The organism is Zobellia barbeyronii (genome assembly GCF_018603515.1).
GTDB classification, from domain to species: domain Bacteria; phylum Bacteroidota; class Bacteroidia; order Flavobacteriales; family Flavobacteriaceae; genus Zobellia; species Zobellia barbeyronii.
The window spans coordinates 395,363-411,040 of record NZ_JACATN010000001.1 but is presented as its reverse complement, the minus strand read 5'-3'; the positions used below and the strand labels follow the sequence as shown (position 1 = coordinate 411,040).

General features: G+C 37.5%; 15 protein-coding genes. 6 read left to right on the top strand and 9 right to left on the bottom strand.

Translation table 11 applies throughout. The features are described 5' to 3' along the window. Positions 1–193 precede the first annotated feature (193 nt). The 5 genes from HW347_RS01630 to HW347_RS01610 all read left to right on the top strand — a co-directional run bounded on the left by HW347_RS01630 (position 194) and on the right by HW347_RS01610 (position 6,094). The gene (locus tag HW347_RS01630; protein WP_214610216.1) at positions 194–1,249 is read left to right on the top strand and encodes a toxin-antitoxin system YwqK family antitoxin; all 1,056 of its coding nucleotides are present in this window, start codon (positions 194–196) and stop codon (positions 1,247–1,249) included. Between the two features lie 184 nt (positions 1,250–1,433). After that, positions 1,434–2,750, top strand: a complete 1,317-nt coding sequence (locus tag HW347_RS01625; protein ID WP_214610215.1) for a gluconate:H+ symporter — start codon at positions 1,434–1,436, stop codon at positions 2,748–2,750. 18 nt (positions 2,751–2,768) lie between these two features. Next, the gene (locus HW347_RS01620; RefSeq protein ID WP_214610214.1) at positions 2,769–3,509 is read left to right on the top strand and encodes a GDSL-type esterase/lipase family protein; all 741 of its coding nucleotides are present in this window, start codon (positions 2,769–2,771) and stop codon (positions 3,507–3,509) included. A gap of 58 nt (positions 3,510–3,567) precedes the next feature. Further along, entirely contained in the window at positions 3,568–4,230 is a 663-nt protein-coding gene (locus tag HW347_RS01615; RefSeq protein ID WP_214610213.1) for a hypothetical protein, read from the top strand. A 127-nt stretch (positions 4,231–4,357) separates the two neighbouring features. Next, positions 4,358–6,094 carry an ABC transporter ATP-binding protein gene (locus HW347_RS01610; RefSeq protein WP_214610212.1) on the top strand — a complete coding sequence of 579 codons (1,737 nt, stop codon included), beginning with the start codon at positions 4,358–4,360 and terminating at the stop codon, positions 6,092–6,094. Here HW347_RS01610 and HW347_RS01605 read toward each other — a convergent pair. The 9 genes from HW347_RS01605 to HW347_RS01565 form a co-directional block, all read right to left on the bottom strand. Beyond that, entirely contained in the window at positions 6,091–6,420 is a 330-nt protein-coding gene (locus HW347_RS01605) for a 2Fe-2S iron-sulfur cluster-binding protein (protein ID WP_214610211.1), read from the bottom strand. The genes HW347_RS01610 and HW347_RS01605 overlap by 4 nt on opposite strands. A gap of 36 nt (positions 6,421–6,456) precedes the next feature. Further along, positions 6,457–7,515, bottom strand: coding sequence for an NAD(P)/FAD-dependent oxidoreductase (locus HW347_RS01600; RefSeq protein WP_214610210.1), 1,059 nt, complete (start codon positions 7,513–7,515; stop codon positions 6,457–6,459). Positions 7,516–7,585: 70 nt separating this feature from the next. Continuing rightward, complete coding sequence (locus HW347_RS01595; protein ID WP_214610209.1) at positions 7,586–7,828, bottom strand: NifU family protein; 243 nt, start codon at positions 7,826–7,828, stop codon at positions 7,586–7,588. Between the two features lies 1 nt (position 7,829). Further along, complete coding sequence (locus HW347_RS01590) at positions 7,830–8,969, bottom strand: Mrp/NBP35 family ATP-binding protein (RefSeq protein ID WP_214610208.1); 1,140 nt, start codon at positions 8,967–8,969, stop codon at positions 7,830–7,832. A 168-nt stretch (positions 8,970–9,137) separates the two neighbouring features. Then, positions 9,138–9,473: an MGMT family protein gene (locus tag HW347_RS01585; protein WP_155597978.1), complete on the bottom strand. Its 336-nt coding sequence runs from the start codon at positions 9,471–9,473 to the stop codon at positions 9,138–9,140. Further along, positions 9,473–10,102 carry a LysE family transporter gene (locus HW347_RS01580; protein WP_214610207.1) on the bottom strand — a complete coding sequence of 210 codons (630 nt, stop codon included), beginning with the start codon at positions 10,100–10,102 and terminating at the stop codon, positions 9,473–9,475. The genes HW347_RS01585 and HW347_RS01580 overlap by 1 nt, the downstream gene beginning before the upstream one ends. Positions 10,103–10,105: 3 nt before the next feature. Next, the gene (trmB, locus tag HW347_RS01575; RefSeq protein WP_214610206.1) at positions 10,106–10,774 is read right to left on the bottom strand and encodes a tRNA (guanosine(46)-N7)-methyltransferase TrmB; all 669 of its coding nucleotides are present in this window, start codon (positions 10,772–10,774) and stop codon (positions 10,106–10,108) included. A 29-nt stretch (positions 10,775–10,803) separates the two neighbouring features. Then, complete coding sequence (locus tag HW347_RS01570) at positions 10,804–11,742, bottom strand: sensor histidine kinase (protein WP_394370271.1); 939 nt, start codon at positions 11,740–11,742, stop codon at positions 10,804–10,806. A gap of 234 nt (positions 11,743–11,976) precedes the next feature. Then, positions 11,977–12,663: a response regulator transcription factor gene (locus HW347_RS01565; protein WP_214610204.1), complete on the bottom strand. Its 687-nt coding sequence runs from the start codon at positions 12,661–12,663 to the stop codon at positions 11,977–11,979. Positions 12,664–12,841: 178 nt separating this feature from the next. Here HW347_RS01565 and HW347_RS01560 point away from each other — a divergent pair, with 178 nt between their 5' ends. Then, positions 12,842–15,670: a TonB-dependent receptor gene (locus tag HW347_RS01560; RefSeq protein ID WP_214610203.1), complete on the top strand. Its 2,829-nt coding sequence runs from the start codon at positions 12,842–12,844 to the stop codon at positions 15,668–15,670. Positions 15,671–15,678 lie beyond the last annotated feature (8 nt).

Sequence of the window (15,678 nt, the reverse complement as noted above, 5' to 3'; positions counted from 1 at the left end):
GGCTTTTTGTTGCCGAGCTACTTTTACAATAATCTAGAAACAATAATCTAATATTTCGGAATTTTTTAGTGGAGCCAATTTGATTCAGAATATGTAATTTGCTAAAAAATTAAAAAACAACCAACGTTTATATATTTTCGCTATTTGTCTGGTACAAAAGCTAGCTTAGTAAAACATCAATAACAATCAAGCCATGAAAAATACTATCAAAAAATTCTCTAAAAGTATCTTGACCTTATTTTTGGTAACGACCGTGACCGTTTCGTCCATCGCACAGAAAAGCGTGCCCACCATAGAATACGTACGCACGGCTAGATTTGGTAAAGAAATCGTTTATTATGGCCAAGATGATAAGGTGCTCAATGGTACATTTAAGATTTCCGAAAGTTCGGGAGCTTATAGCGAGGCTACCTTTATAGATGGAAAACCCGATGGCAAATGGGAAGGTTATGATAGCTCTGGCAAGCTTGAGTATTACTCAACTTTTGCTAAAGGCATTGGTAACGGAAAAGGGGAGACTTATTCCCAAGATGGTAGCGTACTGAATACTTATGCCTATAAAAATGGTGAACCGGACGGGGAATGGCTATATAGGAATAAGCACGGAGTTTATCAAATGGAAAACTACAACGAGGGTTTAAAGGAAGGGAAATGGGTGCAAACCTCACGGAATTCTAATGGAGCTGTAACTTCCATAACCACCGAAAATTATAAAAACAATGAACCTACGGGGACTTGGGAAAAAACGAAGGGCGACCAGAAAATATCTGTAAAAGTCTATTCCGGACCCAAATCGTATTCCCTCACTGAATATTTCGAAAACGGTTTTAAAAAAAATGAAGAAGTCTTCGAGAACGGTGTCAAGGTAATGGAAAAGAAATACCATGACAACGGAAAATTGGCGCTTTCAGTAACCTACAACGCCAAAGGTCCTATTGGAGCAAGAGAGAACTTCAATGAAAAAGGCATGAAAATTAGACATACGCCTTATGTTGATGGTCATCTACAGGGTGTTGATATTACTTATAACTACTCCAACGGTAACAAATATGTCGAGCAGGAATATAAGAACGATATTCTCGATGGAATCTACAAGGAATACTATCCTAGTGGAAAGCTGGCATTGGAAGGGCAACGCATAAAGGGTCAACGAGAAGGCACTTGGAAATATTATCACGAGAGCGGAAAGCTAAAGCAGGAACGCGTGTATGAAAACGATAATCAAGTTTCCGACAAGAGATATGACTAACCCCACCATTTAAAATGTTTGGGAAGTCATTTCTTGAGCCGACTTTGGTTAAAGTACTAGCCCAGGTATAGAAGTCATTTAAACTTTTTTCTTGTTTTTGTTTTTGAGGGTTTTGAAGGTGTCTTCATAACTTTTAATTATCATCAATTTTAGTATCTTAGAAGTCTCAACACCAACCTAGCCCATGCCACTTGCCATTGTTATTGCCGGAATTTTTATTCTTTTTATTTTAATAGCTCGTTTTAAACTTAATGCTTTCATCGCTTTTATCATTGTCTCCCTATTGGTAGGCGTTGCGGAAGGAATGGATTTTGAAACCGTTACAAAGTCCATACAGTCGGGTATAGGTAATACTTTGGGTTATTTGATTCTAATTCTTGGTCTTGGAGCAATGCTGGGTAAGCTTGTAGCAGATAGTGGAGCAGCACAGCGTATTACTACGCAAATGATTGAAAAATTCGGGAAGAAATATATTCAATGGGCAGTAGTTCTTACGGGTTTCATTGTGGGTATACCTATGTTCTATACGGTAGGTTTTGTTATTTTAATTCCATTGGTATTTACGGTTGCCGCAGCTACTAGGCTTCCTTTAATTTATGTAGGTTTACCTATGTTGGCATCCCTTTCGGTAACACATGGTTACCTTCCTCCGCATCCGGCTCCTACGGGTATCGCTGTTATTTTTAATGCTGATATTGGAAAAACATTATTATATGGTATTCTTGTTGCTATACCCGCCATCATTGTTGCGGGGCCTCTTTTGTCGCGTTCCATTAAAAATGTAGAAGCAACACCATTAAAGGAGTTTTTGAACCCAAAAATTTTAACTGATGATGAAATGCCAAGTACGGCTACTAGTATTCTTACGGCCTTACTTCCGGTTATTCTTATTGCTCTTGCATCTGTAATTGCATTGGTGCTTCCTGAAGAAAATGTTATTAGAAAAGCAACGGATATTTTAGGGAATCCTGTAATGGCTATGCTAATATCGGTTTTAGTGGCCATTTATACATTAGGATTGGCAAGGGGAAAGAAAATGAAAGATGTAATGGACTCCGTAGCGAGTGCCGTTTCAGGTATTACTATGGTACTTCTTATTATAGCAGGGGCAGGCGCTTTAAAACAAGTGCTCATAGATAGCGGTGTAAGTGACTATATTGGAGATATGCTTAAAGGCTCTACAGTTTCACCTTTAATATTGGCTTGGCTTATTGCCACTGTCATTAGAGTGTGTGTAGGTTCTGCAACGGTTGCGGGTCTTACGGCCGCGGGTATAGTGCTGCCTTTAATTGCTAATACAGATGTTAGCCCGGAACTAATGGTTTTAGCTATTGGTTCTGGAAGTTTAATGCTGTCCCATGTTAATGATAGTGGATTCTGGCTTTATAAAGAATATTTTAATCTTTCGGTAAAGGATACTTTAAAAACATGGACGGTAATGGAAACAACCGTTGGTGTTATGGGACTTATTGGAGTTCTTGTTTTAGATATTTTCATATAAATTATTGATTGTTGCACGATGATGAAGAGAAGACAATTCATAAACCGAACGGCTCTTGCCATAGTAGGTACTAGTTTAATAGGGTGTTTTGACCACTCTAAATTCGAATTAAAGAAAAATCAAGTAGTTGGTTGTTTTGGAGATAGCATCACTTTTGCTGGTGGTACTGGTGGCTATGTTGAAATGCTTCAAGAGATATTCAACAAAGAAAAACCAGAGCTCAATATTAAGTTTATCAATTTTGGGAAAAGTAGTGAAACCGTAAGCGGACTCTCAGAAGAAGACCATCCTGGCCCAAGACCTTATCTTTTTGAACGCTTAGATGAAATTTTAGATAAAAACCCAATAGATGTGGCGCTTTTTTGCTACGGAATTAATGACGGAATTTACGGAAAACCTTCAGAGGAACTTTTTAGAAGCTTTAAAATAGGGGTTTATTCATTTCTTGAAAAAATGCGCCAGAGAGATATTAAGACCATTTTATTAACTCCACCACCATTGGCTGAGAGACACTCGGGTGACCAGAACATCACTTCGTATAGCTATAAACATCCCTACCCTAAATATGATAAGGAGGTACTGGAAAAGTTTACGGATATCATTTTAGAGATGCAGCATCCTTATGCAAGTGCCGAGATAAACATTCGGAAACCTCTTTTTGCAAGTCAAAAGGATTGCTATGATAAGGATCCTATTCATCCTAATAAGAAAGGTCATAGACTGATTGCCGATACGATTTTTGGTAATTTATCGTTTTAACATTGCCTTAAGTCCACGTGGCAGGGTATTTGTTATCTTTATCCTGATTTTTTATTCGATGACCAAAAACTATTCGGTAATGTTGTTCGCTGTAATGCTGTTTTCCTTTTCGGGGATGATGGCCCAGACCGATATTCCTCAAAAGAAAGAGTTGAAAATAGAAACGGCTAATAAGATTGATGATAATGCCGAGCCTAATCAAGGTACTTCTCTAAACATTCCATCCGTAGTAGAAGATCAACCTCAGGTAGATTTTGATATTGCCAAGCGTAATCCTGTAAAAATGATTGACGACCGCGAACTTGTACAAGCGGGTGCTGGTATGAAAATTGACCCAAAAGTGGGACCAAGACAACCCGAAGAAGGTTCCAAACAACACTTTGCTGATATGTACTTGGGTGATGTTAAAAACAACGGGAAGTTCGTTGGTATTATGTGTCGTGATCACGAAAATGTAGATGGTGACCGTGTAAAAATTTATGTAAATGGTGACGTGGTTGATACTAATATACTCTTAACAAGTTCTTTTAAAGGGATAAATGTAGATTTGAAAAAAGGATTCAACCGTATTGATTTTGAAGCTCTTAATGTTGGTGCTTATGCGCCTAATACCGCTCAGGTAAATGTCTATGATGACAAGGGTGAAGTTATTTATGCTACCAAATGGCTGCTTTCTGAAGGTTCAAAAGCAACGTTGATTATTACGAAAGAAGGTGACTAGCCTTGTTTTTTCTGTTTGCCTCAAACTATAATAAACCTTTCTCCAAAATGCTATCTATTTAGACAACTTCGCCATAAGGCAAAGTACTTGTTTTTACCGTAACTTTGCCATCTTCAAAACTTCATCCATGGCCGAGAAAAAAGTTAGTATGCTTACCGCGTTTAAGACCATTATATGGCCAAGAAGAAATCTGGTTTTTATAGGACTTCTCCTTATAGTAATTAGTAAAGCAGCAAGTTTTGTTGCGCCTTTATCCCTCAAATATTTGATGGATGACATTATACCAAATAAGGATATAGATTTTTTAAAATTACTTGTAGGTGCTGTGGCATTCGCTATATTGGTACAATCTGTCACCTCGTTTTTATTGACAAAAATACTTAGTGTTCAGGCACAATTTCTTATTTCTGAACTTAGGGCTCAAGTACAGAAAAAAGTACTATCGTTACCTATTAGCTTCTTTGATAATGCCAAGTCTGGAGCTTTGGTGTCTCGTATAATGAGTGATGTAGAAGGGGTACGTAATCTAATCGGCACAGGTCTGGTACAACTTGTGGGAGGTACTATTACGGCTGTAGTATCGCTTATATTGCTTTTGCGTATTAGTTGGACAATGACAATCTTCACATTAGTGCCTCTGGCCATTTTTGCATTAATTGCGCTTAAGGCGTTTAAAATCATTAGACCCATTTTTAGAAACCGTGGTAAAATAAATGCTGAGGTTACGGGTAGGCTTACCGAGACTTTAGGAGGTGTACGAGTAATTAAAGGCTTCAATGCCGAGGAACAAGAAAATAAAATATTTGAAAAAGGAGTTGATCGTCTTTTTCAAAATGTGAAAAAGAGTTTGACCGCTACTGCTTTTATGACCAGTTCATCTACTTTTCTTCTAGGGATTGCCACAACGGGAATCATGGGTATTGGTGGATATAAAATAATGATGGATGAGCTTACGATAGGTGAATTCTTAACCTTTACTTTTTTATTAGGTTTGATGGTTGCACCTATTGTTCAGATGAGTAATATAGGAAGTCAATTGACTGAAGCTTTAGCGGGATTAGATCGTACTGAAGAGCTAATGAATATGATACCGGAATCTGATGAAGAGAACCGGACTATAATTTTAGATGATATTCAAGGTGATATTGTTTTTGATGATGTTTCCTTTGCTTATGAGGAAGATAAGGAGGTATTACATAATATCAACTTTGAGGTGAAATCAGGTAACGTTGTTGCTTTGGTGGGGAGTTCTGGTTCTGGGAAATCTACTATAGCTGGTTTAGCAGCGACTTTCTTAAATCCACAGTCAGGTAAAATTACGATAGACGGTAAAGATGTGGCAAAAGTTAATTTGAATAGTTTCAGACAGCACCTTGGAGTTGTTTTACAGGACGATTTCCTTTTTGAGGGTACAATACGTGAGAATATTTTGTTCCCACGGCCTAATGCTTCGGAAGAGCAATTGCAACAAGCAGTACTAGCTGCTTATGTAAATGAATTCACAGATAGGTTCGAAGAAGGATTGGATACTTTAATAGGAGAGCGGGGCGTTAAACTTTCCGGTGGTCAACGCCAACGTATTGCTATTGCACGAGCTGTTTTGGCTGATCCTAAAATCCTAATACTAGATGAGGCTACATCCAACCTGGATACAGAAAGCGAAGCTTTGATTCAAAAGAGTTTGGCAGCCTTAACAGAAGGCCGTACCACTTTTGTAATAGCACACAGGTTAAGTACTATTCGCAAAGCCAATCAGATTTTGGTTATTGAAAATGGTAAAATTGCTGAAGAAGGTACCCACGATGAGCTAATTGCTAAAGAAGGTAGGTACTTTAATCTATTTACATATCAGGCAAGAATCTAACTCTCAGGAGCCAGTACCACTTCTAGTCCGTCTAAATCTGGAGTCATATGAATTTGACAACCCAAGCGGCTGTTGTCTTCTACGTTAAAAGCCTCTGCTAGCATGGCGTCTTCATCATCTGATTTCTCAGGAAGATTATGATCTGAAGTAACATAGCACTGGCAAGAAGCGCACATGGCCATACCGCCACAAATACCAATAGTACCTTCAGGAGCTAATTCGTACGAACGAACTACTTCCATAAGATTCATGTTCATATCAGTCGGGGCATCTACCTCATGGGCAACACCGTCTCGGTCGGTAATTTTTATTTTAATGTCGGTCATTAGGATACTTGATTATGATTTGGCCTTTAGTCACTATTAATCAATAGACTTTACAACTGCCTTTGGTGCTTCTTTCTTACTACCGTCAAAACCAGTTACACCGCCTACGGTAGTATATTTCATTACATATCTCTTATCAGGATAAATACGCTGATAAGCACTTTGGCACATTAACGTTGCTTCGTGAAAACCACAAAGAATCAACTTTAATTTTCCAGGATAGGTGTTTACATCACCAATAGCGTAAATTCCCGGTACGTTAGTTTGATAATCGAATGTGTCTACTTTAATAGCATTTTTCTCAATATCAAGACCCCAATCTGCAATGGGTCCTAATTTGGGAGAAAGTCCAAAAAGTGGAACAAAATTATCAACTTCTAGGATAACATCCTCATCAGGATTTGTTGTTTTTCTAATGGAAACAGCTTCAAGTGTGTCTTTACCTTGAAGACCAATAATTTCACCTGGAGTAATTAGGTTGATTTTTCCTTCGTTCTTAAGGTGTTGTACTTTCTCTACGGAGTCTAGTGCGCCTCTAAATTCACTTCTACGGTGAACCAAGGTAACCTGTGAAGCTATATCTGCTAAAAATATACTCCAATCCAAAGCAGAATCACCACCACCAGCTATAACCACTCTTTTATCACGGTAGACCTCAGGGTCTTTTATGATATAGGCAACGCCATTGTCTTCGTATTTCTTAAGATTTTCAAGTAATGGTTTACGGGGTTCAAAACTACCTAACCCACCAGCAATGGCCACAATAGGAGCATGGTGCTTGGTTCCTTTGTTGGTCGTTACTATAAATGTACCGTCTTCTAGTTTTTCTATGGTCTGCGCCCTTTCGCCTAAAGTAAATCCAGGTTCAAAAGGTTTTATTTGTTCTATTAGATTATTCACCAAATCGCCTGCCAATACCTCAGGGAAACCCGGTATATCGTAAATCGGTTTTTTAGGATAAATTTCGGAACATTGCCCACCAGATTGTGGTAGCGCGTCTATTAGATGACATTTGAGCTGTAGAAGGCCTGCCTCAAAAACGGCAAAAAGCCCTGTTGGGCCAGCTCCAATAATCAATATATCTGTTTTGATCATCGGGTTTACATTAAAATTCGGACAAAATTAGGATTAAAAAATTGATAAGAACATGATTAAAATCAGTGTATTATGCACCAATATTAATCACCTCTTCAATTTGTGGAGCGTATTTTTTTATAGTCATTTCAACACCACTTTTTAAAGTCATTTGATTAACGCTACATCCAACACATGCTCCTTCTAACTTCACCTTTACGGACTTCTCGTTATCTATGGAAACCAAAGAAATATCTCCTCCATCACTCTGTAAAAACGGGCGAATTTCTTCTAACGCTTTTTCTACATTCTGTTTTAATTCTTCAGATGTCATATTATTTTTTCTTAACGACAGAACAACCCGCCATAGTTGTTATCTTAATTGCTTCGGTAGGAGGAAGAGTTTTATTTCTACCCACAACTTCTCGCACTACATTTTTTGTAATTTCTTCAAACGCCAATTCTACTGGTGTAGCCGTTTGCATAGCAGCTGGTCTTCCAATATCACCAGCTTCTCGTATACTTTGTACTAAAGGAACCTCACCTAAGAAAGGTACTTTTAAATCTTCAGAAAGATTTTTTGCACCTTCTTTACCAAAAATATAATACTTGTTGTCTGGAAGCTCATCAGGAGTAAAATAAGCCATATTTTCCACGATTCCCAATACAGGAACATTTATGGATTCTTGCTGGAACATAGCAACACCTTTTCTAGCATCTGCCAAAGCAACATTCTGTGGGGTACTAACCACTACAGCACCAGTAATAGGCATAGCTTGCATGATACTTAAATGTATATCTCCAGTTCCTGGAGGAAGGTCAAGCAACATAAAATCTAATTCTCCCCAGTGTGCATCAAAAATCATCTGGTTAAGCGCTTTTGCAGCCATAGGGCCACGCCAGATAACCGCTTGATCCGGTTGGGTAAAGAACCCGATGGACAATAGCTTTACACCATAGTTTTCTACTGGTTTCATTTTAGATTTCCCATCAACGTTAATGGCCAATGGTTTTTCCATAGGAACATCAAACATAATAGGAATAGAAGGTCCGTAGATATCTGCATCTAAAATCCCGACTTTAAAGCCCATTTTGGCCAGGGTTACAGCTAAATTTGCAGTAACCGTAGATTTTCCAACACCACCTTTACCTGAAGCAACGGCAATAATGTTCTTGATACCCGGTAGGGGTTTTCCTTTTATTTCGTTGGTTTTTGGCTTTGCAGGAGCATCAACTTTAATGTTGATTTTTATTTTGGCCTTTTCATATACCTCTCGGTGTATGATTTTCAGAATTTCGACCTCGGTCTTTTTTCTAGCCTGTAAGCTTGGGTTGCTGATGGTAATATCAACCTCAACCTCATCACCAAAAATCTGTATATTCTTTACGGCACCACTTTCTACCATATTCTGTCCTTCGCCAGGTACGGTAATATTCTCTAGTGCTCTTAAAACTTCTTTTTTATCAATCTTCATTATATAAAATCATTCTAAAGAACAAAGATACGCCATAGCGTCGAGAGGGTAAAGAGATGACATTGAAAAATGGTATGTCTTAATAGGTATTGTTGATGAATATGAGAAAAATAGTATCCGGAAGAAGTGTTTTGAAGACGAAAATTATATTTTTTGGAATATAAAGGATTATCCTAGTTCTTTAAAAGGATCCCAAAAGTGCTTTTCTAAATCGATAATCTGATTTTCTATTACCGTAATCCCTTCATTTTCCAATAATTGCTGCATGAGATTAGTACCATCAAAATGATGTTTTCCGGTAAGTAGTCCAATTTTGTTAACTACTCTGTGAGCAGGTACATCTGGCATACTTCCTGCTCCGTTCATTGCCCAGCCTACCATACGAGCGCTTCGGGCGGCTCCTAAATATTTGGCTATAGCACCATAAGAGGTTACTCTGCCTTCAGGTATGAGCCTAGCCACTTCGTATACTTTTTGAAAGAAATTTTTGTTCTCAGGATTCATTAGCGATAGGCTATTCTAAAAACGGTTATAGTCAGCAATACTAGCATTAGTCCGCTAAGAATATAGTTGCTATTCTTAGAAAACCGATTGGATTTATTCTCTAATTTATTAAAATATACCGTGTACATATAAAGCACGGTAAAAGTTCCTGAGCCTGCAGCGAATATAAAAACTAGAATATCCCAGACCTCAAACTTGATCCAACCAGAGGCGTTCCACATAATATTGAGGCCGCTGTAATAGGGTATGGTCAAAAGGTTTAATGCCGCCAGAAGTATTCCTTTAAAAAAACTATTTTTTTTGCTGACTTTAACAATCTTTTTTACCTTCTTTTTATTTCGTCCTGCAGCTATAAAAAAATAGACCATAAAAAAGGTAAAAACAACGACTGCAATTTTGAGCAGCACATCAACTACTTCAGGGTTTTTATGAAGAAATTTCGAGATGTATACAGCAATTGTAGCCTGAAGAATAACCATAACAGCCACTCCTAAGCTAAAAATAATACCGTTTAACTTGCCTTTTTCTACACTAACCTTTGCGGCGTTCATGTTTAGAAGCCCCGGAGGTACCGTTGCCATGAAAGCAGCCGAGAAAGTAGCAAAAAAAAGAATCAAAAGATGTTGCATGGACTAGTTTACCTTGAATTGGATGTAGGTAATGGCCTTACCTCTTTCAAGATACTGTTTTTCGTAGAAAGTCTGAAGTTCTAATACCTCTTTTGGACTGCCTTCGTTTTTATACACATCGTGGTTGGCATAATTTATTTCCAAACCTAACCCTTGTAAAAGCCCTAAAGTATAGCCGTGCATGAACTCGCTATCTGTTTTTAGATGCATAAGACCATCAGGACGTAATATTTCTTTGTATTTGGCCAAGAAGTTTTCGTTAGTCATCCGGTGCTTGGTGCGTTGGTATTTTATTTGAGGATCAGGAAAGGTAATCCAGATTTCAGAAACCTCGCCTTTATCAAAAAGTTCGTCTACCAGTTCTATCTGAGTTCTTAGAAAAGCTACGTTTTTAAGGTTGTCTTCTAAGGCGGTTTTTGCACCTCTCCATAGACGAGCTCCCTTAATATCGATACCAATAAAATTTTTGTTGGGATTTTGCTTGGCTAAACCTATGGTATATTCTCCTTTTCCACACCCTAACTCAAGTACAATAGGGTTGTCGTTGCCAAAAAAGTCTTTCCACTTACCTTTCTGCTCAAACCCCTGTTTTACGTCTTCCCGATTTGGTTGGATGACATTTGAAAAAGTTTCGTTTTCTTTAAACCGTTTAAGTTTGTTTTTGCTTCCCAATGGTATAAAATTAAATTTTCAGTTAGTTTTTAATCGATTTTTTTACTCTCTGATTTTTCCAAAGTAAATGAAAATTCAGAACCTACGCCTATTTCACTTTCAACATATATCTTTTCTCCATGGGCTTCAACAATATGTTTTACAATAGCAAGGCCTAGACCAGAGCCGCCTTCGCTACGGCTACCACTTTTATCTACTCTATAAAAACGTTCAAACAATCGTGGTATATGCTGTTTGGGAATACCTTCGCCATTATCAGTTACCCTTACTATAACCTTATTTTTAATCAAGTTTTCTACGCTTACCTCGGTAGTACCGTTAGATTGTCCATATTTTATGGAATTTACGAGAAAGTTGGTCAGTACCTGTTCTATCTTTTCCTTATCGGCGTATACCATAACAGGTTTATCGTACTCCATGTCAAAAGTGAGAATGATTCTCTTTTTTGCCGATTTCATCTCTAGAAGATCAAATACATTTTGAATAAGTTCAATAATGTCAAAAGACTCTCTTTTTAGGTTGAGGTCTCCAACTTCTAGTTTGGTAATCATATCAAGGTCCTTAACAATATAGATAAGGCGATCTACCCCTTTGCTAGCACGTTGTAAGTACTTACGGCGTACATTTTTGTCCTCCAGAGCCCCGTCTAATAACGTCTCTATATAGCCTTGTACTGTAAAAAGCGGTGTTTTAAGTTCGTGAGATACATTACCTAGAAAGTCTTTTCGGTACTCTTCCCTAATCTTTAGGGTATCTATCTCTACGCGTTTATCTTTTGCAAATTTCTCTATTTCTTCGGTAAGGGTTTTCATGTCCGTAGTAATCGGACCCGTGGTAATGGATGATGTTTCTAACATGGCAACATCATCGTAAATTTTCTTTATACGGCGGTAAATGAATCTTTCTATGCGTATTTGCATTACTATAAATGCAATAGGGAAAAGCAACAGAGCGGATATAAGAATCATCGTCCAGTCTAATTTTCCAAAGAGATATAGGAATAATGCCAAAAGCGAAATAAACACTGCGGTAACCATTAAGGAAGACCTTAACGCAAAGCGATATGACTTTCTAAGCTTAGCAGCAGCCATAAGAAACTTGTTTTATTTTCGCCAAAGAGCAGTTATACATCATTATTGGGCAATTCCAGGCCCAAAATTACTATAAAAATGATGTATAACTGAATTAATGTGGAGACTTAATTAAAGAACGAACTTATAACCAACCCCTTTTACGGTTTTAAAATGGTCTTCGCCAATTTTTTCACGTAGTTTTCTTATGTGAACATCAATGGTACGACCACCAACAACTACCTCATTACCCCAGACTCTATCAAGAATAACTTCTCTCTTGAAAACTTTACTTGGTTTTGAAGTTAGTAGAGATAAAAGTTCAAATTCCTTTCTAGGCAGAACAATTTCTTTACCATCGTTTACTATTTTGTACTCTTCTCTATTGATAATGATATTACCAACCTGTACAATATCTTCTTGTTGGGCGTTTTCTTCTTTTAACCTTCTCAATAAGGCCTTTACCTTACTGACCAAAACTTTTGGTCTAATCGGTTTTGTAATATAATCATCTGCACCCGCGTCAAAACCGGCTACTTGGGAATAATCTTCGCCACGAGCGGTAAGAAAGGTAATGATAGAATTTTCAAGACCGGCTGTGCTACGAATAGTTTCGCAGGCTTCAATACCGTCCATTTCTGGCATCATTACATCCAAGATAATTAAATGTGGTTGCTTTTTCTTAGCCATGGCAACGCCTTCTACTCCGTTTTTGGCAGTAAAGACTTGGTAGCCCTCGTTAGTAAGATTGTATCCTACTATTTCTAGTATATCTGGCTCATCGTCAACAAGTAATATCTTAATGTCTTTCTTTTTCATAGGTCTTTAAGGATGGTTAATTCTGTCAAAAGTAAATATAATACCGACATACCAACGTCTCTTAACGTTGATTTAATATAGTAACATTAAGCTAACCTTATTGCAATAAAGGTTTAACATACACGTAACTCGTCTTTTACTTCACGTGGCGTTATTTGCGGCGTTATAAAACTAGATAATGAGACTAATATATTCTATTGCACTATTACTTTTTTCTTTTCAACTCAGCGCCCAAGATACGGGAAGCATAGTAGGTACACTTACTGATAAAGAACTTAATGATGATCCCCTTCCATTTGCCAACGTAGTTATTAAAGGTACAACAATTGGTACTACTTCTGACTTTGATGGACTTTATGAAATTTCAGGACTTGAGCCTGGTACTTATATAGTATCCTATAGTTATTTAGGATATGAGACAGTAGATATTGCAGATGTAATAATTGAAGCAGGAAAAGTAACAACAGTTAATGTGCCTATGAGCGCCTCGGAAGGTGTTTCGTTAGATGAGGTTGTTGTAATGACTACAGCACGTAAAGATTCTGAAACAGCACTTTTGCTTGATCAGAAAAAAGCGACAGAAATAAAAGAAAGTATTGGGGCTGTAGAGCTTGCTAAAATTGGGGTGTCCGATGCTGCTACTGCTACTACTAAAATTTCCGGTGTTACTAGTAGTGAAGCTTCTGGAGATGTATTTGTTAGAGGCTTGGGAGATAGATACTTGTCTACGACTTTAAATGGTCTGCCAATTCCTTCTGATGATATTGATAAAAAGAACATTAACCTTGGACTTTTTCCAACACGTGTTCTGCAAAATGTAAGTATTAGCAAGACTTTTGCTGTAGATGGTTCTGCGGATGAAGCTTCCGGAGCGGTTAATATTACTTCTAGAGAGCTTTCTGGTTCAAGCGAACTTTCAGTTGGTGTTTCAGGAGGGGTTAACTCTAATGTAGCAAAAAGCGGAGTCTACGATAACTTTAAGGTTTCACAGAATTCAAAAAATACGGATTTCGGTTTTTATGATCAAAACCTGAATACGCAGCAATTGATAACCAACCAAGGTTGGAATACACTTCAACAGGATAACCCAATGGATTATTCTATGTCTATCGCAGCTGGTAAAAAGTTTGCCGATAAACTTTCGGTTTTTCTTAGTGCATCTCATTCACGTTCTTTTGAACATAGAGAAGGTTTGTTTAGACAATATCGTTCAAATTTTATTGATGATACCATTACAGATGCAACCACATTTCGCAAGAAAATTGTAAACACAGGTCTTCTAGATATTACCTACTTGGCCAATGACAAGAACAAGATTAAGTCAAGCACATTCTTCGTAAATAAATTAGACGAATATGTTTTTGAAGGAGGCCGTAATGGTGAGGCTACTATTTTTGAAGAGACTGCGGCATCTGAAGGCTTGTTTCAATTCATAAGAGACCAGAACACCAAACAAACAAGGTTGTTAGTTACCCAATTAATAGGTAGACACCAACTTGGAGAAAAGAATACACTGCATTGGGCAGGTGGTTATAACTTTTTAAAAGCCGATGAACCTAACCGTATTCGTAACGAGGTAAACTTTGATCCAGACGGTAATTTTGTGCAACTTGGTAGAAACGGTGGTTTTCAACAGCGTAAATCTAGCCAGAATATTGAGGATATAGAGTATAGTGGTTATATCAAAGATGAGCTAAAAATTATAGATGAGGAGACCAGAACCTTTAAGATGAATTTTGGGGTTTCTTATAGAAATAAAGAAAGAGATTTTAGTTCAGAGTTTGTTGGTGTGGAAGAGCAAAGTACCAACGCCATAAACCCACCTTCTATTGATAACTTAGGTAGTATTTTCCGTCAATCTAATTTTGATGCAGGTCTTTTAGAGATTAACCTTTTGGGGTCTAATGCCAATGGAGAGCGAAAAGATTTGTACTTAGGTACTTTGGATTCTAAGGCTGCATTTTTTGCCTTTAATGTTGGACTTGATAAATGGAATTTTGACGCTGGTATCCGGTACCAAAGTGATGAGATAAAAGTAACCTACGATATTGGTAACCTTTCACCAAGAACGGGCGAAAGCAATCAAGACTACAGTAATTTCTATCCTAGTTTAAATATTAAGTACACGGTAAACGAACTTCACGCATTACGTTTGGCAGTAAGCCGCACAATAACATTACCGGAGTTTAAAGAAATAGCCCCTTTTAGTTATGTGTCTCCAACAGGGCAAATTAGCCGTGGTAATCCAGATTTGGTTGCTTCTAAAGATATTAACCTAGATCTTAAATGGGAGTATTTTCCTTCTGCTGGCCAATTGGTTTCTGTTGCTGCTTTCTATAAAGATATTTCTGACCCAATAAACAGAGTAAGAGAAACAGGTTCTGCAGGTATATTTTCTTATTTCAACTCTGGTGAGAAAGCTGAAATTTTTGGTCTTGAAGCCGAAACAAAACTAGACTTAGTAAAGCCAATACTTAATGATGATGACGGTTCAGAATCTGGATATGATTTAAATATGGTTCTTAATGTAACACGCATGTGGCACCAACAAGATCTTAAAGAAATATATAACGAAAACGGTACACTGGTAAGAAGTTTTCAATACAAGGGAATTACAGAGTCTGACCTGCAAGGTGCATCGGATTGGATTTTTAATACAAGCCTAAATTTTGAGGCTGCTACAGAAAATCCTTTTGCAGCATCACTTTCTGCAAACTATGCTTCAGATAAAATTTACTCTTTAGGAGTTCCTACAGACCAGACAAACAGAGATATTTTTTATGACGATGCAGTTGTAGAAAAAGGATTTGTTGTCCTAAACGCACTTATCAGTAAAGAGATAGGTGAGCACATAAAAATAAGCCTAACAGGTTCAAATCTTCTGAATCCTGAAATTAAGCAAACACAGTTAGTTCGTAACCCGATAACTGAAATAGAAACAGAACAGACTGTGCTTTCATACACAACAGGTATGGACATTAGTTTAGGTCTTAGCTACAAATTTTAATCATTTAC